General features: G+C 64.6%; 17 protein-coding genes. 10 read left to right on the top strand and 7 right to left on the bottom strand.

Annotated features, from left to right (window positions below; all coding sequences use genetic code 11):
- Window positions 1-84 precede the first annotated feature (84 nt).
- Entirely contained in the window at window positions 85-411 is a 327-nt protein-coding gene (trxA, locus tag H6935_10360) for a thioredoxin TrxA (protein MCP5278747.1), read from the bottom strand.
- 174 nt (window positions 412-585) lie between these two features.
- Window positions 586-1,719 carry an alanine--glyoxylate aminotransferase family protein gene (locus H6935_10355; GenBank protein ID MCP5278746.1) on the bottom strand — a complete coding sequence of 378 codons (1,134 nt, stop codon included), beginning with the start codon at window positions 1,717-1,719 and terminating at the stop codon, window positions 586-588.
- A 103-nt stretch (window positions 1,720-1,822) separates the two neighbouring features.
- On the opposite strand from H6935_10355, the gene H6935_10350 reads away from it, so the two are divergent.
- Window positions 1,823-2,596 carry a hypothetical protein gene (locus H6935_10350; GenBank protein MCP5278745.1) on the top strand — a complete coding sequence of 258 codons (774 nt, stop codon included), beginning with the start codon at window positions 1,823-1,825 and terminating at the stop codon, window positions 2,594-2,596.
- Window positions 2,597-2,603: 7 nt separating this feature from the next.
- On the opposite strand, the gene H6935_10345 is transcribed toward H6935_10350, so the two are convergent.
- Window positions 2,604-4,925: a PAS domain-containing protein gene (locus H6935_10345; protein ID MCP5278744.1), complete on the bottom strand. Its 2,322-nt coding sequence runs from the start codon at window positions 4,923-4,925 to the stop codon at window positions 2,604-2,606.
- Between the two features lie 4 nt (window positions 4,926-4,929).
- Window positions 4,930-6,066: an FIST C-terminal domain-containing protein gene (locus tag H6935_10340; GenBank protein MCP5278743.1), complete on the bottom strand. Its 1,137-nt coding sequence runs from the start codon at window positions 6,064-6,066 to the stop codon at window positions 4,930-4,932.
- A gap of 147 nt (window positions 6,067-6,213) precedes the next feature.
- On the opposite strand from H6935_10340, the gene H6935_10335 reads away from it, so the two are divergent.
- The 3 genes from H6935_10335 to H6935_10325 all read left to right on the top strand — a co-directional run bounded on the left by H6935_10335 (window position 6,214) and on the right by H6935_10325 (window position 8,604).
- Complete coding sequence (locus H6935_10335; GenBank protein MCP5278742.1) at window positions 6,214-6,594, top strand: hypothetical protein; 381 nt, start codon at window positions 6,214-6,216, stop codon at window positions 6,592-6,594.
- A 287-nt stretch (window positions 6,595-6,881) separates the two neighbouring features.
- Complete coding sequence (msrP, locus tag H6935_10330; GenBank protein ID MCP5278741.1) at window positions 6,882-7,823, top strand: protein-methionine-sulfoxide reductase catalytic subunit MsrP; 942 nt, start codon at window positions 6,882-6,884, stop codon at window positions 7,821-7,823.
- 130 nt (window positions 7,824-7,953) lie between these two features.
- Window positions 7,954-8,604, top strand: coding sequence for a sulfoxide reductase heme-binding subunit YedZ (locus H6935_10325; protein ID MCP5278740.1), 651 nt, complete (start codon window positions 7,954-7,956; stop codon window positions 8,602-8,604).
- A gap of 36 nt (window positions 8,605-8,640) precedes the next feature.
- Here H6935_10325 and H6935_10320 read toward each other — a convergent pair whose 3' ends face one another.
- On the bottom strand, window positions 8,641-10,827 hold the full coding sequence (locus H6935_10320) for a UvrD-helicase domain-containing protein (GenBank protein MCP5278739.1): 2,187 nt from the start codon (window positions 10,825-10,827) through the stop codon (window positions 8,641-8,643).
- Window positions 10,828-10,952: 125 nt separating this feature from the next.
- Between H6935_10320 and H6935_10315 the strand changes: the two genes are divergently transcribed.
- From H6935_10315 to selD, 5 genes are all read left to right on the top strand, one after another.
- The gene (locus tag H6935_10315; GenBank protein MCP5278738.1) at window positions 10,953-12,182 is read left to right on the top strand and encodes a phosphatidylserine decarboxylase; all 1,230 of its coding nucleotides are present in this window, start codon (window positions 10,953-10,955) and stop codon (window positions 12,180-12,182) included.
- The gene (locus tag H6935_10310; protein MCP5278737.1) at window positions 12,179-12,841 is read left to right on the top strand and encodes a uracil-DNA glycosylase family protein; all 663 of its coding nucleotides are present in this window, start codon (window positions 12,179-12,181) and stop codon (window positions 12,839-12,841) included. Before H6935_10315 ends, H6935_10310 begins: the two co-directional genes overlap by 4 nt.
- A gap of 88 nt (window positions 12,842-12,929) precedes the next feature.
- Window positions 12,930-13,199, top strand: coding sequence for a MoaD/ThiS family protein (locus H6935_10305; GenBank protein MCP5278736.1), 270 nt, complete (start codon window positions 12,930-12,932; stop codon window positions 13,197-13,199).
- Between the two features lie 125 nt (window positions 13,200-13,324).
- On the top strand, window positions 13,325-14,788 hold the full coding sequence (lnt, locus tag H6935_10300; protein ID MCP5278735.1) for an apolipoprotein N-acyltransferase: 1,464 nt from the start codon (window positions 13,325-13,327) through the stop codon (window positions 14,786-14,788).
- Window positions 14,785-15,870, top strand: a complete 1,086-nt coding sequence (selD, locus tag H6935_10295) for a selenide, water dikinase SelD (GenBank protein MCP5278734.1) — start codon at window positions 14,785-14,787, stop codon at window positions 15,868-15,870. The genes lnt and selD overlap by 4 nt, the downstream gene beginning before the upstream one ends.
- 151 nt (window positions 15,871-16,021) lie before the next feature.
- Here the strand turns inward: selD and H6935_10290 are convergent, their stop codons facing one another.
- Window positions 16,022-16,402, bottom strand: coding sequence for a hypothetical protein (locus H6935_10290; protein ID MCP5278733.1), 381 nt, complete (start codon window positions 16,400-16,402; stop codon window positions 16,022-16,024).
- Window positions 16,403-16,674: 272 nt separating this feature from the next.
- Between H6935_10290 and H6935_10285 the strand changes: the two genes are divergently transcribed.
- The gene (locus H6935_10285) at window positions 16,675-16,857 is read left to right on the top strand and encodes a hypothetical protein (GenBank protein ID MCP5278732.1); all 183 of its coding nucleotides are present in this window, start codon (window positions 16,675-16,677) and stop codon (window positions 16,855-16,857) included.
- Between the two features lie 52 nt (window positions 16,858-16,909).
- Here H6935_10285 and H6935_10280 read toward each other — a convergent pair whose 3' ends face one another.
- Entirely contained in the window at window positions 16,910-18,364 is a 1,455-nt protein-coding gene (locus H6935_10280; GenBank protein MCP5278731.1) for a TrkH family potassium uptake protein, read from the bottom strand.
- Window position 18,365: the final 1 nt, after the last annotated feature.

The following is an 18,365-nucleotide window of genomic DNA, read 5'->3' as shown; positions in this document are numbered from 1 at the left end:
AGGGAAAAACGAGAGGGGGAGGGGGGTTATGGGGTGGGACCCCGGCAACCGGCAGGACGCCGGATGCCGTGAAGCTAGCGGAGCTTAGATGTTGCTGTCAACAAAGGCGGTGAGTTGGGACTTGGAAAGGGCGCCGACCTTGGTGGCTTCCACGTTGCCATTCTTGAAGATCATCAGGGTGGGGATGCCGCGGATGCCGTACTTGGGGGGAGTGCCCTGGTTCTCGTCGATGTTGAGCTTGGCGACCTTCAGGCGACCGGCATATTCCTTGGCCACCTCGTCCAGGATGGGGGAGATCATCTTGCAGGGACCGCACCAGTCGGCCCAGTAGTCCACCAGCACGGGCAGGGGAGATTGCAGGACTTCCTGCTCGAAGGTGTCGTCGGTGACGTAATGGATGTGTTCGCTCATGTTGGGAACCTCTTTGAAGACTGGGCGTGGGAAATTCGGATGGCCTGGAGGCGTTGGATCGGCGCTGGCCGGATGGCAAATGACTTGAACCAAGTAATAACCGTATGCGGCACAATGCTAGCGAAAAAGTCAGGGCGAGAAAAGCCGCGGTTTTCAGCTGTCGCAGCGCCGCTTCTATTGTTTGTTCAAAACTTTAGCCAGGGCTTCCAGGCAATAGTCCACATTCCGTTCACTTGCGGACGCTCCCATGAGGCCTATGCGCCAGACCTTGCCAGCCAGGGCGCCCAGGCCGGCGCCGATCTCCAGGTTGAATTCGGAGAGCAGGCGGCCCCGGACGGCGGCATCATCCACACCCTCGGGAATGGTCACCGCGTTCAGCTGGGGCAGGCGTTCCTGATCGGGCACCACCAAGTCGAGCCCAAGCCGTGCCAGGCCGGTCTTGAGCCGCTCGTGCATGGCACGGTGGCGGGTCCAGGCGTGCTCCATGCCCTCCTCCGCCAGCATCACCAGGGCCTCGTGCAGGCCGTAGAGGGGATTGATGGGGGCGGTGTGGTGGTAGGTGCGCTTGCCCTCGCCGCTCCAGTAGCCCAGCACCAGGTTGAGGTCCATGAACCAGCTCTGCACGGGGCTCTTGCGGGCCCTGACCTTGTCGATGGCCCGCTCCCCGAAGGTCACGGGGGAAAGGCCCGGGGTGCAGGACAGGCACTTCTGGCTGCCGGAATAGGCGGCGTCGATGCCCCAGGCGTCGATCAGCACCGGCGTGCCCCCCAGGGAGGTGACGCAGTCCATGATGGTGAGGGCGCCGTGCTTGCGGGCAAGGGCGGCCAGGGTGGCTCCATCCGACTGGGCGCCGGTGGAAGTCTCGGCGTGGACGAAGGCCAGGACCCTGGCATCCGGATTGGCGGCGAAGGCGGCTTCCACCTTGCCGGGGTCCACGGCCCGGCCCCAGGCATCCTCCACCACCACCGGCACGCCGCCGGTGCGCTTAACGTTCTCCAGCATGCGACCGCCGAACACGCCGTTGATGCAGACGATCACCTTGTCGCCCGGCTCCACCAGGTTCACGAAGCAGGTTTCCATGCCCACGGAACCGGGGCCGGAGACGGGGAAGGAGAGCTTGTTCCCGGTCTGGAAGGCGTAGCGCAGCAGGGCCTTGGTCTGCTCCATCATGTCGCCGAAGGCCGGATCCAGATGGCCGATGGTGGGGCGCGCCATGGCGTCCAGGATGCGCTGGGGCACGTCGGAAGGACCGGGACCCATGAGGGTGCGGCGGGGGGGCAGGAAAGATGCAATGTTGGGGGCTTGCATGATGTGGATTGGCTTGGTGGCAAAAGCCCAGGCATTCTAGTCAGATGAAGCGGCTACCGAAACCCGGCCTACAATCCACCTCAAACAAGCCAGGAGGAACGCAATGGACAAGACCGTGGTGTTGATGGGACTGGGCCAGTTGGGACGTGTGTTCGCCGGTGGCCTGCTGCGCACGGGCCACATCGTGGTGCCCGTGACACGGGAGGACAGCATGGCGGCCGTGGCGGCCAGGTATCCCGACCCTGATCTGGTGATGGTATCCGTGGCGGAGAACGATCTGCACCCCGTGCTCAGCGGCATGCCGGAGGCGTGGAAGGACTCCGTGGGACTGCTGCAGAACGAACTGCTGCCCCGGGACTGGCTGGCCCACGGCATCGAGTCCCCCACGGTGGTATCCGTATGGTTCGAGAAGAAGCAGGGCACGGATGCCAAGCCCCTGATTTCCTCCCCCGTATACGGTCCCGAGGCCCAGCGGCTGGTTCGGGCCCTGGAAAGCATCGATCTTCCGGCCCACACCCTGCCCGACGGTGACAGCCTGGCCTGGGAACTGGTGCGCAAGAACCTGTACATCCTCACCACCAACATCGCCGGCCTGGAGACGGGCGGCACGGTGGGGGCCCTGTGGGACCAGCACCGGGAACTGGCTGAAAGGGTGGCCAACGAGGTGCTGGATGTCCAGGACTGGCTCATGGGCCACGCCTATGCGCGGCCCCCGCTCCTGGGAGGCATGCTGGAAGCCTTCGAAGCCGACCCTGAGCATGGTTGCGCGGGGCGTTCGGCGCCAGCCCGGCTTAGGCGTGCCTTGCATCACGCCGATGTGGCGGGCCTCCAGGTGCCCACGATGCGGGAGATTGCCTCCCGGCATGGCGTGAATTGAACTCGCGCTATACCTTGTACAGGGCTTCTTCGATGGCCGCCATCAACACATCGCGCCGAATGGGCTTGGCCACATAGCCGTCCATGCCCGCTTCCAAGCAGCGCGCCTCGTCGTCCGGATAGGCGTTGGCGGTCAGGGCGATGATGGGAACCTGGCCTGACGGGGCTGGCAGATGGCGGATGCGCCGTGTGGCTTCCAAGCCGTCCATGCCGGGCATCTGCATGTCCATCAGCACCAGGTCGAAGGGCTCGGACATCACGGACCCCACGGCTGCGGCGCCGTCCTCCACGACGGTGACCTGATGCCCCGCCTTGCCGAGCAGGGCGAGGGCCAGCTTCTGGTTGATGGCGTTGTCCTCGGCCAGGAGGATGCGCAGGGCTCGCGCATTTTCGCAGGCAGGGGCGGCTTGCGTGACTGGCGAGGTGGCGGGCAGCGCGGAGTGGGCCCGGAGGGGCAGGCAGAAGTAGAACTCGCTGCCCACCCCCGCCTCGCTCCGCAACCCCATGTGTCCGCCCATCAGCTGGACCAGGCGGTTGGAGATGGTCAGGCCCAAGCCGGTGCCGCCGAAGCGCTTGGTGATGGAGCCGTCCGCCTGGGTGAAGGCCTCGAAAACGGATGCCTGCTTGTCCTTGGGTATGCCGATGCCCGTGTCCCGCACATGGAAGCAGATATCGTCCTGTGCCCGGCTTATTTCCAGGGTGATGCGCCCCTGGCTGGTGAACTTGATGGCGTTGCTCAGCAGGTTGACCAGTACCTGGCGTACCCGGGCCAGGTCGGCCACCAGGGTGGAGGGCAGGCCCGTCGAGGTCTTGAGCTGGAACTCCAGGCCTTTCTCGCGGCAGCGTGGTTCATGCAGACGTGCAAGCTCGCCCGCCAGGTCCAAGGGGGACATGAGTTCCTGGTGCACGTCCAGACGACCCGCCTCGATCTTGGAGAAGTCCAGGATGTCATTGAGGATGTGGAGCAGGGCATTGGCGGATGAGTGGGCCAGGCCCAGATACTCCCGTTGCTCCGCGTCGAGGGGCGTGTCCAGGGTCAGGTTGATCATGCCCAGCACGCCGTTCATGGGCGTGCGGATCTCATGGCTCATGTTGGCCAGGAATTCGCTCTTGGCCTTGCTGGCGGCTTCGGCGCCTTCCTTGGCCAGGCGCAATTCTTCCTCGTGCAGCTTCCTTTCCGTGATGTCCGCTCGGATGCCGATGTACTGGTAGGGCAGGCCATTGTCGTCCAACAAGGGCGCCAGCGTGGCCAGCACCCAATAGAGCCGGCCATCCCTGGCGCGATTGCAGATCTCGCCTGTCCAGGTGTGGCCGGAACTGATGGTTGCCCACATGTCCGCGTAGTAGCCATCCGGGTGCATTCCGGATTTGACGATGCGGTGGTTCTGGCCCAGGAGTTCCTCCTGGCGGTATCCGGAAATTTCACAGAATTTCCTGTTGGCATAAGTGATGCGGCCCTCCACGTCCGTGATGCTGACGATGGCGTGCTCGTCGATGGCCGCCTTGAACTGGCCCAGGTAACGCTCCAGCTCCATGCGTTTGGTGATGTCGCTGTGGGTGCCCACCAGGCGCACCGCACGCCCTTCCGGATTCCGGATGGCCAGACCCCGGGCGAGTATCCAGATGTAGTGTCCCTTCCGGTGCCGGAACCTGAAGGTGCCTTCGTAATGGGGGGTGTGGCCTGACAGATGGGCTTCAAGCGCGCTCATCGAATTGTGCAGGTCCTGGGGATGGACCCGGTTGCGCCATTCTTCCGGAGCGCTGCCCACGTCATGTTCATCCTCGCCGACCATTTCCTTCCATCGTGGCGAGTAGTACACAGAGCCGTTGACCAGGTCGTAGTCCCACAGCCCGTCGTTGGCACCGCGCATGGCCAGCTCGAAACGCTCCTCGCTCTTGGTCAGGGCCTGGCGCATGCGTTCCTGCTCCCGGGTCAGGTCGGCCAACTGCTCGGCCATGCTGACCAGGTCATTCTCGTCCTTGTCCGCCGCCGCCGGATTGCCACGCGTGGCGTCAAAGGCCTGCTGCAATGCCTTGAGGGCCTTTGCGCTGGCCTTGGCGTCTTCCCTCAGCCTCTGGTTGGCGGTGGACAGTTCCTCGGAAGAGACCTCAAGGCTGCGACGCAGCAGGGCCAGGTCACGGTCCTGCTGGGCATAGGCCTCGGACACTCTCTGCAGCAATTCAGGAAGACCGAGCAGGGCTCGGGCCAGTTCGGCGTCGCCCTCCCCTGCCTGATGAGCGACAACCCTGACCAAATTCTCCAGTTCCGGCCATCGTTCGGGGCTGATGCCGAGGGTGCGCTTGATCTGGCGCTCGAGAAGGCGGTGCATGGGCCTAGTTTTCGGCCAGATAACTGATGGTCATGGTCTGGTTATGCAGCTTGCACTCCGTAGTCTTCAGGAAAGGACTGATCTCGCCATTGGAATAGAAGCCGGCCAGGGTGCAGTTCTGGCCAAACACCGCTCCGACGGCCTCCACCTCTTCGTCCACCCTGTCACCCATCACCAGCTTGCGGCCAATGCAGGACACCAGCAAGGCCAGGCCCTGGCCCTTGCCCGATTGCATTTCCCTGGCCGCCAGGGCGGCAGCTTCCGCCCCGTCCACCAGGGCCTCCGTGGAGGCATGCATCAGCCGCAGGTAGCCGTCCTGGGGGATGTCCCCCGCCAGGGTGAGGCTGCCTTGTGCCTCGTCGATGCCCAGCAAGGTTCGGATCAGGCCGGTCTCCTGATGGTCATCGGACAGGATCGCGAAGGGAAAAAGCAGGCCGGAGGCGGGCAGATCCTGGGCGTAGTCGCCCAGGTACCGCTTGTAGATGCCCAGCGCGGGCTCTCCGTCGAGCTCATACAGCACATTGCCTTCGGCACGGGTGGCCTTGCGCGCGGGCCCGAAGCTCTGCCAGCCTCCGAAGGAACCATGCGCGAAATGGATGGCGTCGCCATACAGGCCGATGGCCAGCATCAGCCTGTCTGACACCTGGTTGTCCAGCAGGGACCAGGTGCGTGAGAAGGCACCGTTGTCGCCTGCCAGTCCGCCCGTGATGGGAACGCCTTGTCCCAGTATCGCAACAGCGCCGGCGATCAGGTCACTGCCGTTCACCGCCACGCCCTGGGACAGCAGGATGACGGCCTTCAGGTCGGGCGCGGCGAGTTGCTCCGCCAGACGCCGTCCTGCTCCAGCGGAGTCCTCCATGCCAGCGATATCCGTAGCCGCGATCCTGAAGGGGGAGCGCTCCAGACGGACGGCAGTGACGACGATGGAGTCGCTGTTTACCCCCTGGGAGGTGATCTCGCCCGCCGTGGACAAGGCTATGCGCCTTGCATCGGGAAACGTCTTCCCCAACCAACCCGGCAGAACTGGGTCAGTGAAGTACTGGGGAGCGGCAAAGGCGAGCACCAGGTTGGGTTCGAGGACAGACAAGGGGGCGAGTCCGCCCTCTTCGAGGCTTGTGACGGCTATTTGACCGACGCGCATGATCTGATCCGTTGGGGGTACATGCCAGCACTATCGGAAAATATGGGCACTTCTTGAGTCGGGCGGGACGCCAGGATCCCTATTGATGGTTGTTCCCTCCGCTGACGGCATAATCCCGGTACACAAAAGGAGACGGGGTCAAGATCCATGGCCGAACACTGGCTGCGACGTGAATTCAGGAAACTCATGATCCTCCTGAGGGACCCCATCACCTGGGTGATGACGACAGTGATCCTGGTGGGAGTGGGTTTGATGCTGTGGTTCCTGCTTCGCGCGGCGAACAACTTCGGCACCTACTACTCCATGCCCTACGCCTGCTCCGCCAGTTTTTCCCAGTTGCGCCTGTTGGCGCTGACCATCATGGCCCCCCTGTTCTTCGTTGCGGTGGTCGTCACCATGGGCGAACTGAGCCTGGTGCTGGGCCTGCGCAAGAAAAAGCGCAGCCATGTCAGCTACCGTTTCCTGTTCATCGCGTTGACTGCCGGAGTGGTGCTGGGCGGAACCTCCTTCGCCCTGCTGAGTTGCTGAGACGCCGGCATTGCCCCAGGTGCTGGCTTGGTTCCGCGGCAACCTTAAACAATTTGTTAATTGCCCCAGGGGGGCGGCTGCTATCGAATAGGTGACGTCAACGTTCACTGGGGGGCCGCCTTGCGGATCACCGGCTTCCAACCGGCTTTCGTTCCAGCAGCCTGCTGGCCGGCGTCATGCCGGCATGGACAAGGCCTTCGGGGCCTGGGCGTTGAACGTGATCCCCGAACGGCTGGTCAACCTGACCACCACCCTCTGAAACAGAGCATCCTCGAGAGGAACGAGCCATGTTGATCAAACGACCCTCCGACATCACGCCGTCCGAGATCACAAATCCCGACGTGTATCGCGCCCGGCGTGATTTCCTGGGCGCCGCCGGCGGCCTGGTCTTGGCTGCGGGGCTGGGCCTGCAGGCCCGCCATGCCGAAGCGGGTCCCCTGCTTTCCAGCCTGCGCAATCCCACCTACAGCGTGGACGAGGAGCTCACCCCGAAAAGGGATGTGACCACCTACAACAACTACTACGAGTTCGGCACCGACAAGGCGGACCCGGCCCGCAATGCCCACACCCTGCGCACCCGTCCCTGGACAGTGCAGGTGGATGGCCTGGTGAAGCACCCCGGCGCCTGGAACATCGAGAAGCTCCTCAAGCTGGCCCCCCTGGAGGAACGCATCTACCGCCTGCGCTGCGTGGAAGGCTGGTCCATGGTCATCCCCTGGCAGGGCTACCCCCTGAGCGCGCTGATCAAACAGCTGGAGCCCCTGGGCAGTGCCAAGTACGTGGCCTTCACCACCCTGGCGGACCCCAAGCAGATGCCCGGCGTGCGTCGCAGCGTGCTGGACTGGCCCTACGCGGAGGGCCTGCGCATGGACGAGGCCATGCATCCGCTGACCCTGCTCACCTACGGTTTGTACGGCGAAGTGCTGCCCAACCAGAACGGCGCCCCCGTGCGCCTGGTGGTGCCCTGGAAATACGGCTTCAAGAGCGCCAAGTCCATCGTCCGCATCAGCTTCCTGGAGCGGCAGCCCCACACCTCCTGGGGGCGGGCCGCGCCCCGGGAATACGGCTTCTATTCCAACGTGAACCCGGACGTGGACCACCCCCGCTGGAGCCAGGCCCGGGAACGGCGCATCGGCGAGTTCTTCAAGCGCAAGACCCTGATGTTCAACGGCTACGGCGATCAGGTGGCCTCCATGTACGCAGGCATGGACCTGCGCAAGTTCTACTGATGGACATGCTTCGTATGGGGATTTTCTCCCCCTTTATCAAAGGGGGATCGAGGGGGATTTCAGGCGATTCCAGGTTCGCAGGGGGGCGGCAATCCCCCCTGCCCCACTTTGCCGAAGTGGGGTTCCCTACATGAGCTTCCAACCCACCTCACGCCAGCTCACGGGCATCAAGGCCTTCGTCTTCGCCCTCTGCCTGATTCCCCTGGGCCACCTGGTCCAGGGCATCGTCACCGACAGCCTGGGGGCCAATCCCATCGAGGCCGTCACCCGGGGCCTGGGGGACTGGGCTTTGCGCCTGCTGCTCATCACCCTGGCGGTCACGCCCCTGCGCCGCTTCACGGGCCTCAACTGGCTGCTGCGGCTGCGGCGCATGCTGGGCCTGTTCACCTTCTTCTACGCCACCCTGCACATGCTCACCTACGTGTGGCTGGACCAGTTCTTCGCCTGGGATTTCATCCTCCAGGACATCGTCAAGCGGCCCTTCATCACCGTGGGTTTCATCAGCTTCGTGCTGCTCATCCCACTGGCGGTGACCTCCACCAACGCCATGATGAAGCGCCTGGGCCGCAACTGGTCCCGGCTGCACAAGGTCGTGTACGCCATCGGCATTCTCGCCGTGCTGCACTTCTGGTGGATGGTGAAGGCGGACGTGCGGGAGCCGGCGCTGTATGCCGGCATCCTGGCCGTGTTGCTGGGTTTGAGGCTGGTTTGGTGGGGACGCGCCAGGCAGTCCGTTCGCCCTGGGCCTGGCGAAGGGCGGGTTTCGACAGGGTTCTCCTGAGTGAAGTCGAAGGGCTCAACCCGAACCGCGTAGGGACTACGCCGCGGTCAAGCGGGCGTAGTCCAGGATGAACACCTTGCGCCCCGCCTTGGGGAAGGTCACTGTCACCTCGGCGTCGGGCCCCTGGCCCTGGTAGCCCCCTACCACGCCCTCGCCGTACTTGGGGTGGTTGACCCGGGCGCCCACGGGGAAAGGCACGTTGGCTTCCCGGCGCGAAGCCTGGTAATGGGGCGAGGACTCGGCGCCCCTTGGAGTCCCTCCATGGCCATACCCGCCCCGGCCATAGGCATTGGAGGGCTGGTGGACCACAGGTGCTCCCATCCGACGGGACAGGGAATGCACCAGGGCCTCGGGAATCTCTTCCAGGAACTGGGACGGCAGGCCGTAGCGCATCTGGCCGTGGAGCATGCGCATCTGGGCGTGGGTGATCGTCAGGCGCTTGCGGGCCCGGGTGATGGCCACGTACATCAGGCGGCGTTCCTCCTCCAGGCCGCCCTCCTCGCTCATGGCGTTCTCGTGGGGGAACAGGCCCGCCTCCAGGCCGGTGATGAACACGGTGTGGAATTCCAGGCCCTTGGCGGCGTGCACGGTCATGAGCTGCACCGCATCCTGGCCCTGGGCCGCCTCGTGCTCGCCGGCCTCCAGGGCGGCGTGGGCCAGGAAGGCCTCCAGGCTCTGGTCGTCGGTTTCACCCGCGAAGGCGGCGGCCGCGTTGGCCAGTTCCTCCAGGTTGTCCACCCGGTCCTGGCCGTCCTTCTCGTTCCTGTAGAACTCCAGCAGGCCGGACTTGGCCACCACGTGCTCCACCGCTTCCACCAGGGGCAGGCCCGTGGTGTCCCGGCGCAGGTCCTCGATCAACAGCACGAAGGGGGCGAATTTCCTGCCTGCCTTGCAGGCCGCCGCCCACAGGCTGGTGCCCGCCGCCCGGGCGTCGGCGTCCAGGCTTTCCAGGCCCCGGGCGCCGATGCCCCGGGCGGGAAAGTTCACCACCCGCAGGAAGGCGTTGTCGTCCTCCGGGTTGGCCGCCAGGCGCAGGTAGGCCAGGGCGTGCTTGATCTCGGCCCGCTCGAAGAAGCGCAGGCCGCCGTACACGCGGTAGGGAATGGCGGCGGAGAACAGGGCGTGTTCCAGGCCCCGGGACTGGGCGTTGGAGCGGTACAGCACGGCAATGTCGGCGTAGTTCTCCCCTTCCCGCTTCAGGCCCTGGATCTCCTCCACCACGAAGCTGGCCTCCTCCCGGTCGTCGCTGGCCTGGAAGTGGCGGATGGGTTCCCCCTTGCCCAGCTCGGTCCACAGGTCCTTGCCCAGGCGCTCCTTGTTGTGGGCGATGACCGCGTTGGCCGCGTCCAGGATGGTGGAGACGGAACGGTAGTTGCGGGTGAGCTTGATGGGCGCGGCTATGCCCATCTCCTGCATCAGCAGGCCCATGTTGCCCACGTTGGCGCCCCGGAAGGCGTAGATGGACTGGTCGTCGTCCCCCACGGCGAACAACGCGCTGTCGGGCCCCTTCAGCAGCTTCAGCCACAGGTATTGCAGGCGGCTGGTGTCCTGGAACTCGTCCACCAGGTTGTGGCGAAAGCGGGTCTGGTAATGCGCCCGCAGAATGGCATTGCGGGTCAGCAGCTCGTAGGCCCGCAGCAGCAGCTCGGCGAAGTCCACGCAGCCCTCCCGCCGGCACTGGTCGTCATAGGCAGCGTAATACTCCGTAAGGCGCTTGGAATAGGGGTCCCAGGCGTCCACCGCGTCCGCCCGCAGGCCCTGCTCCTTGTTCTGGTTGATGAAGCTCTGCACCTTGCGGGGGTCGTACTTCTCCGTGTCCACGTTCAGGGCCTTCAGACAGCGCTTCACGGCGGAAAGCTGGTCCGACGAATCCAGGATGGTGAACAACTGGGGCAGCCCCGCCTCCCGGTGATGGGTGCGCAGCAGCCGGTTGCACAGGCCGTGGAAGGTGCCCACGAACATGCCCCGGGTGTTGATCGGGAGCATGGCCGACAGCCGGGTCAGCATCTCTTTCGCCGCCTTGTTGGTGAAGGTCACCGCCAGCACTCCCATGGGCGACACCTGGCCCGTCTGGATCAGCCAGGCGATGCGGGTGGTCAGCACCCGGGTCTTGCCCGACCCCGCCCCCGCCAGCACCAGGGCCGAGCCGGGAGCGGTGACGGCGGCCAGCTGGTCGGGGTTTAGGGAATCGAGGAGGGTGCTGGATGGGGCGGCGTGGGTCATGGGGGGATTATCCCCGATTCAAGTAGTTGGAGAGACCGCCGGCCGGGAGATGTGCCATGCTGAAAACCTGCAGGGCGGTGACACAGGCCATTCAATTCAGCCCGGCAATGACTCGGGAGCATTCCATGATTTCCATCTTGCGAATGATGCTGGTGTGTTTCACGGTAAGCTTGCCTGTATGGGCGCAGTCGGCCAACACAACCCCGGCTTCATCGGAAGCGCCGCCCGTCAAGGCCTTGCGGGCCCTGTATGACGCTGATCAGGGGTTCCGCGACACCCTGGACCGGGCGTTGGCGAACGTCCGGGACCCGGATGGCCCCATGGCCAATCCCTGGAAGGGCAAGACCCTGGATGACCTTGCCGCTTTCTTCAATGACTGGTTTTATCTGCTGCCCGTCAACGGTGGTGCCGACGACGAGTTCGAGTACATCAAGAAGTTCGCCTGGTTCTATTACCGCAATGAATACGGACAACGGCTAGTCGGCCAGGAGCCCGGCCTGGGCTGGACGAAGAATTTCGTCGCCGCTCGGGGCGCGTTCCTGGACAGCCAGGCATCCACTGCATCCATCAGGCAATGGATGGCCGACCCGGGCATTGCCATGGACCAGTACGTCGTTCCCCCGGGAGGTTTCCAGTCCTTCAACGAATTCTTCGCCCGGGACCTGAAGCCCGGCATGCGGCCCATCGCCAGCCTGATGGATGACGCCGTGCTGGTGGCCCCCACGGATTGCGTCCTGAACATGATCGACCCATTGACGCCGGAGGCGCGAGTCGCCGCCAAGCTGGGCCAGAAGATGGACGTGAAGGCCCTGCTGGCCGGATCGGCCTATGCAAAACATTTCGAGAAGGGAACCTCCATCTCCTGCATCCTGCTGCCCCATACCTACCACCACTACCACGCCGTGGCGTCGGGTCGGGTAGTGGAATCCCGGGAGGACGTTGCTGGGGCCTACTGGGGCATTCCGGACCTGCACGGGTTCCTGAACAAGGGCAACATCGGCTATGGCCAGGGTTACAGCGTCTTTGAGCACTTCCGTCGGGGCTATTTCATCATCGAAACCAGCGATTACGGCTACGTGGCCATGGTCCCCGTGGGCCTGGATACGGTGGGGTCCGTGGTGTTCGAGGACAAGTTCCGGCAGGTGGCGCCGTTCCGGCCTGTACCTGTCGCCAAGGGCGAAAGGATGGGCCACTTCGCTTATGGCGGCTCCTTGGTGATCACCCTGGTGGAGCAGGGCATGGAAGGCATCACCATCCCCCAGGGTCAGCAGATGGGTGTGTTAAGACCAAAGACACCCCCGGCGGCCACGGGTGGCCCTTATTCCGAAGTCTTGCCTGATCCGACGAACCGATGAGCGCGCTGGACATACTCCTGGGCAAGGCGAGGGCCTGCACCCTCTGTGCCCCCCACCTGCCCCACGGCCCCCGGCCGGTGCTGCGGGCCTCGACCACGGCGCGACTGCTGGTGGTGGGCCAGGCGCCGGGGCGCAAGGTGCACGATACGGGCATTCCCTGGAACGACCCCTCCGGCGACCGGCTGCGGAGCTGGCTGGGCATGGACCGGGACACCTTCTACGACGAGTCCCGCATCGCCATCATCCCCACGGGCCTGTGCTTTCCCGGCACGGGCAAGCAAGGCGACCTGCCGCCCCGGCCGGAGTGCGCGCCCCTGTGGCACCCGCCCCTGCGGGCCGCCCTGCCGGATATCCGCCTGACCCTGCTCATCGGCCAGTATGCCCAGGCCTACTATCTGGGGCCCCGGGCTAAGAAGACCCTCACCGAGACCGTGGCAGCCTGGCGGGAATACCTGACGGTCGAGGAAACGACGGGCCGCCCCGAGTTTCCTCGTCCCCCTCGGGGGGCGGAGGCCGCGCAGCGGCCGCCTGGGGGTGGTCCATTCCTTCCCCTGCCCCACCCAAGCCCCCGCAACCAGATGTGGTTGAAGCGAAACCCTTGGTTCGAAAGGGATTTGCTGCCGGTATTGAGGCAGAAGGTAAGCGAGGCTCTGGCTTAAAATACGCAGCCTTTATTCCCCCACCCTGACCTCCCCCGCTTGCGTGAGAGGGTTCTGGCAAGGGGGACCATGTTTCCGGAGTTTTTGCATGAACCGTCAGATCACCATTCTTTACTTCGCCCACCTGGTGGAGCTGCTGGGCCGCGACAACGAGGTCCTGTTCCTGCCCATGTCCGTAAACGACCTCCACGGCCTCATGGCCCACCTGGCCAAGCGGCAGGAGCACTGGGAAACCGTGTTCGCGAAAAACCCCGAGCGCCTGAAGATCACCGTGAACAAGCAGTTCGTGGACGACGGCGCCAACGTGCCCCTGAAGGGGGGCGACGAGGTGGCCTTCGTCGCCTTCAGCATGAACTGACCCGCATGGGGCGTGCCCCGCCCTGTGGTTTGGCCTGACATGAAACGACCCCCTGACTCGCTATGCTCGTTTCCCCCCGAGGGGGAGGTCAGTTCCTTCGGAACGGCCGCACGGAGCTGACAGCCATGCCCCGCCTCGTTTCCCACCTGCTGATCCCGGCGCTGCTGGGCGCCCTGGCCGTGCCCGGCTTCGCGCCCTTGGGCTGGTGGCCCGCGACCATCGTGTCCCTGACGTTCCTGTTCGTCTGGGTACGAGGCTCATCCCCCCTGGGCTCCTTCGTTGTGGGTTGGGGCTACGGCATGGGCCTGTTTCTGGTGGGGGTTTCCTGGGTCTATGTGAGTCTGTCCACTTATGGCGGCCTGCCGGCGCCCATTGCCGTGGTGGCCACCCTGCTGTTCTGCGCCTTCATCGCCCTCTACCCTGCCCTGGCGCTCATGCTGGCGGCACGCCTGGCCCCCAAGAGCTGGATGAGCCCCGTCCTGGCCCTGCCCGCCGCCTGGGTGCTGTTGGAATGGGTACGGGGCTGGTTCCTGACGGGATTCCCCTGGCTGGCCTTCGGCTATTCCCAGGTGCCGGACAGCCCCCTGGCGGGTTTCGCGCCGATGCTGGGGGTGTATGGCGTGAGCCTGATGGTGGCCCTGGTGGCCGGACTGTTCGCCAGCCGGCGGCCCAATTTCATGACGGCGGGGGTGCTCCTGCTGGTGGCGGGCTACGGCCTGCAGCAGGCCACATGGACCCGGCCCGCGGGCGCGCCCGTGTCCGTGGCCCTGCTCCAGGGCAACGTGCCCCAGGAGATGAAATTCCGCCCGGAGAAGATCGCCGCCACCCTCCAGGACTACGCCCGCCAGGTGTTCGCCACCGACGCGCGGCTGGTGATCATGCCGGAGACGGCGGTGCCCCTGTTCCGCTCCAACGTGCCGGGCGGCTATCTGGAAGTGCTGGCCGAGCATGTGAAGCAGCGCAACGGCGATCTGCTGGTGGGGCTGCCGGAGAACACGCCCTCCGGCGAGTACTACAACGCCGTGGCCAGCTTTGGCGCCTCGCCGGCTGGCAATTACCGCAAGCATCACCTGGTGCCCTTCGGCGAGTTCGTGCCCTTCGGTTTCCGCTGGCTGGTGGACATGATGCATATCCCCCTGGGGGACTTCTCCGTGGGGGCGGCGGACCAGGGGCCCATCGCCGCCGCCGGCGAGCAGCTGGCGGTGAACGTGTGCTACGAGGACGCCTTCGGCGAGGAACGCATCCACGCCGCCCGGGAAGCGACACTCTTGGTCAACGTGAGCAACGACGCCTGGTTCGGCAACAGCCTGTCCCCGCGCCAGCATTTGCAGATCGGCGCCATGCGCTCCCTGGAGGCGGGGCGCTGGCAGTTGCGGTCCAACAACACGGGCATCACCGCCATCCTGGACGAGCAGGGCCGGGTGCGGGCGGAACTGGCGCCCTTCACCCAGGCCACCCTGGCGGGCGAGGCCCAGGGGCGCACCGGCCTGACGCCCTACCTGCGCTGGGGCAATGTCCCTGTCCTGATTATCATTGCGGCTTTACTGGCTGCTGCCTTCCTGATTTCCAGAAAACGAGCATCTGCATGAGTGATTCCACTCCCGCCCCCGTCCTGAACACTCCTGTTCGCCTTACCCACCTTTCCCACGGCGGCGGCTGCGGCTGCAAGATCGCCCCGGCGGTGCTGGAAAGGATCCTGGCGGACACCCCCTTCTCCAAGGGTCTGGCGTCCAGCTTCCCCGACCTGCTGGTGGGCATCGAGTCCTCCGACGACGCGGCGGTGTGGAAACTGAACGAGGAACAGGCCATCGTCGCCACCACGGACTTCTTCATGCCCATCGTGGACGATGCCTTCGAGTTCGGCCGCATCGCCGCCACCAACGCCATCTCCGACGTGTACGCCATGGGCGGCAAACCCCTGTTCGCCCTGGCCCTGGTAGGCATGCCCATCGACAAGCTGCCCCACGATGTCATACGGCAGATCCTGGCGGGAGGCGAGGCGGCGGCCAGGGCTGCGGGCATCCCCATCGCCGGCGGCCACTCCATCGATTCCCAGGAGCCCATCTACGGCCTGGTGGCCATCGGCGTGGTGGATCCCCGCAAGATCAAGAAGAACAGCGCCGGCCAGGCCGGCGACGTGCTGATCCTGGGCAAGGGCCTGGGAGTGGGCATCTACTCCGCCGCCCTCAAGAAGGACCAGCTATCCCCCAAGGGCTATGAGGCCATGATCGATTCCACCACCCAGCTCAATACCCCCGGGGTGGAACTGGGGCAGATGGACGGCGTGCACGCGCTCACGGACGTGACCGGCTTCGGCCTGCTGGGTCATGGCCTGGAGCTGGCACGGGGCTCCGGGCTCACCGCCTTCATCGAGTTCTCGAAATTGCCGGTGCTGCCTGACGTGGTGGACCTGGCCCAGGCGGGCTTCGTCACCGGTGCCAGCGGTCGCAACTGGATGAGCTACGGCCAGGGCGTGGAGTTGTTCGCCGACTGCGCGGACTGGCAGAAGGCCATTCTCACCGATCCCCAGACCAGCGGCGGCCTCCTGGTGGCCTGCTCCGCCGACGCAGCGGACAGGGTGCTGGAGGTGTTCCGCAAGGAAGGCTTCGAGCGAGCCGCCGTCATAGGTCGGCTGGAGGCGGGGGAGCCCTTGGCGGTGGTTAAGCCGTAGGGGGTGCCTCGACCCCAGCCGCTTTGAACGTCTGCTTCACCACTTGGTGGAGGTCCGGGTTCGCCTCGCTGCCGACGGTCGCGTGGCGTTACAGATCAGCCTACTCCCGACCCTAAGCGTAATGCCAAGGTAGCTTGGCAAACTCGAACACTCATGGAGAAGCAATCCAGATTCTGGCGTCTTCGATGGATGTGAATAATCGGTTTGTCCAGGAACTCTCCAACTGTTCCATCTCTGCGATGTAATGCTTAGCCAACTCGGAAAACTGTGGGTCTGTAGTTATGAACGCGGCCTTCATGGGTTTCAAGTATCCGCTGGCCACATAGTCAGTGAAGGCGATTTCCGTGACATGGTCTTTTTCAACCTCGAAATGTTTCATCGCTGAAAAATCCCAAAGCACCTTGGTGACATGCTCCGACCGTTCGTCGTTGTAAAAATCATTAGTCGCCTTGTTGAGACCTGCAGCATCAACATCGCCGGAAAAATGACACCTCATTGTATTGGGGGATTCCCAAATCAACATGTAAGGCATTGCGCTTTGATTACTTCAATAACCAGTGAAAATTTTACTCTCCACTCCGGCAAGCATTAACGTCTGCGCAAGGCCGGCAGAGGATGTACACGCCCTACCAAGGGAAGAACGGCTTGAAGTTCAACCCCGCCGCTCATCGCCAAGAAAAAACCCGCCACAGGGGCGGGTCAAGGCACTGCGTGGGAGATAGACGGTTCCATGTTGCCTGCCCCTCATCGTTGTGAACACCGACCGGGTTGGCCCAATGGCTCTTTCGAATAACATACGGTCCCATGGCCACCATTGCCCGCACCGACAACGACACGGCGTTTCTCGTCGATCTGGGGGTCCGTCTGCTGCTAAAGGTCGGCAAGAGCCGGGCAAGGTTATTTCTGGCCAGTTACAAGGTTCCTGCAACGGTCATCAACCGCGTGGTGGAAAAGGGTATCTACCGTCCACTGAGCGACCTCTACTAGCTGGCTGCCGCATCGGACGATTTCGGGCGCTGGCTCCCGGGGGGCAGGCCGCTTACCGGCGCCAGAAGGCCGGCGTCAGCACCACGAGCAGCGTGAAGAGCTCGAGCCGGCCCAGCAGCATGGCGAAGGTGCAGATCCAGGTCTGGAAATCATTCAGCACCGCATAGGTGGTGGCCGGCCCCACGTTGCCCAGGCCCGGGCCGGTATTGTTGAGGGTGGCGACGATGGCGGAGAAGGCCGTGAGCACGTCCAGGCCGGTGAAGGAAAGGGCGAAGGACAGGATGACGATGGACGCCACGTAGATGAAGGCGAAGGCCAGCACGGCGTACATGATCTTGTTGGGCACCACGCTCCCCCCCAGCTTCACGGGGATCTGGGCGTTTGGGTGGATGAGCTTCTGAAGTTCCCGGTATACCTGCTTGTAGAGCAGCATGGCCCGCATGAACTTGATGCCGCCACCGGTGGAGCCGGCGGAGGTGGAGAAGCTGCACAGGAACATCATCCACAAGCCGGCGAAGAAGGGCCACTGGCCGTAGTCGGTGGTGGCGAATCCCAGGGTGGTGGCCACGGAGATGGTGTTGAAAAGGGCGTAGCGCAGGGCGGTGGGAAAGTCCAGGAAGAAGTCCCGCCCCCACAGCAGCAGAGCCAGCAGCAGGCCGCTGCCCAGCACCACGCCCAGGAACCAGCGGATTTCCGGGTCGAATCGGTAGGCTGAAAGGCTGCGTCCCCGCAGGGCGAGGAAGTGGGTGGCGAAATTGATGCCCGCCAGCAGGGCGAAGCCGCCCACGGCCACTTCCAGGGCCACGGAATCGTAGAAGCCCAGGCTGGCGTCGTGGGAGGAGAAGCCCCCCAGGCCCATGACCGAGAAGGCATGCACCACGGCGTCGAAGAAGCTCATGCCCAGGGCCCACAGCACTGCGATGCAGGCCAGGGTGAGAAGGATGTACACCACCCAGAGCCCCTTGGCGGTTTCAGCCATGCGGGGCGTCAGCTTCTGGTCCTTCATGGGCGTGGGCATTTCCGCCTGCAGCATCTGCCGGCCGCCCACCCCCAGCAGGGGCAGCACGGCCGCCACCAGCACGATGACGCCCAGGCCGCCGATCCAGTGCAACTGGGCGCGCCACAGGTTGATGGAGTTGGGCAGGTCGTCCAGGCCGGAGAGCACGGTGGCGCCGGTAGCCGTGAGGCCGGACATGGTCTCGAAGTAGGCGTCGGTGACGGACAGGTCCGGCAGGTAGAGGAGCAGGGGCAGGGCGGCGAAGCCCGGCAGCAGGGTCCATATCAGCACCACAAGCAGGATGCCGTCCCGGGTTTTCAGTTCCCGCCGCCAGCGCCGTCCCGCCAGCCAGAGGATAAGGCCCACGCCGATGGTGATGAGGGCCGCCTCGTCATAGGCCCGCTGGGCGCCATCCCTGGTGATCTCGGCCAGTAACAGGGGGGCAAGCATGGACAGGCCGAAGAAGCCGATGACCATGCCCAGGACATGGAGGAGATTCAGGAATCGCATG

This window comes from Thiobacillus sp., from assembly GCA_024235835.1.
GTDB lineage: Bacteria > Pseudomonadota > Gammaproteobacteria > Burkholderiales > Thiobacillaceae > PFJX01.
Note: the sequence above shows the minus strand (reverse complement) of the source record. Positions and strands in the feature narration are given on the sequence as shown.

What these genes read in the sequence shown, in the direction of transcription:
- trxA (MCP5278747.1), bottom strand. Translation starts at nt 411, where the DNA reads ATGAGCGAACACATCCATTACGTCACCGACGACACCTTCGAGCAGGAA.
- H6935_10355 (MCP5278746.1), bottom strand. Translation starts at nt 1,719, where the DNA reads ATGCAAGCCCCCAACATTGCATCTTTCCTGCCCCCCCGCCGCACCCTC.
- H6935_10350 (MCP5278745.1), top strand. Translation starts at nt 1,823, where the DNA reads ATGGACAAGACCGTGGTGTTGATGGGACTGGGCCAGTTGGGACGTGTG.
- H6935_10345 (MCP5278744.1), bottom strand. Translation starts at nt 4,925, where the DNA reads ATGCACCGCCTTCTCGAGCGCCAGATCAAGCGCACCCTCGGCATCAGC.
- H6935_10340 (MCP5278743.1), bottom strand. Translation starts at nt 6,066, where the DNA reads ATGCGCGTCGGTCAAATAGCCGTCACAAGCCTCGAAGAGGGCGGACTC.
- H6935_10335 (MCP5278742.1), top strand. Translation starts at nt 6,214, where the DNA reads ATGGCCGAACACTGGCTGCGACGTGAATTCAGGAAACTCATGATCCTC.
- msrP (MCP5278741.1), top strand. Translation starts at nt 6,882, where the DNA reads ATGTTGATCAAACGACCCTCCGACATCACGCCGTCCGAGATCACAAAT.
- H6935_10325 (MCP5278740.1), top strand. Translation starts at nt 7,954, where the DNA reads ATGAGCTTCCAACCCACCTCACGCCAGCTCACGGGCATCAAGGCCTTC.
- H6935_10320 (MCP5278739.1), bottom strand. Translation starts at nt 10,827, where the DNA reads ATGACCCACGCCGCCCCATCCAGCACCCTCCTCGATTCCCTAAACCCC.
- H6935_10315 (MCP5278738.1), top strand. Translation starts at nt 10,953, where the DNA reads ATGATTTCCATCTTGCGAATGATGCTGGTGTGTTTCACGGTAAGCTTG.
- H6935_10310 (MCP5278737.1), top strand. Translation starts at nt 12,179, where the DNA reads ATGAGCGCGCTGGACATACTCCTGGGCAAGGCGAGGGCCTGCACCCTC.
- H6935_10305 (MCP5278736.1), top strand. Translation starts at nt 12,930, where the DNA reads ATGAACCGTCAGATCACCATTCTTTACTTCGCCCACCTGGTGGAGCTG.
- lnt (MCP5278735.1), top strand. Translation starts at nt 13,325, where the DNA reads ATGCCCCGCCTCGTTTCCCACCTGCTGATCCCGGCGCTGCTGGGCGCC.
- selD (MCP5278734.1), top strand. Translation starts at nt 14,785, where the DNA reads ATGAGTGATTCCACTCCCGCCCCCGTCCTGAACACTCCTGTTCGCCTT.
- H6935_10290 (MCP5278733.1), bottom strand. Translation starts at nt 16,402, where the DNA reads ATGCCTTACATGTTGATTTGGGAATCCCCCAATACAATGAGGTGTCAT.
- H6935_10285 (MCP5278732.1), top strand. Translation starts at nt 16,675, where the DNA reads ATGGCCACCATTGCCCGCACCGACAACGACACGGCGTTTCTCGTCGAT.
- H6935_10280 (MCP5278731.1), bottom strand. Translation starts at nt 18,364, where the DNA reads ATGCGATTCCTGAATCTCCTCCATGTCCTGGGCATGGTCATCGGCTTC.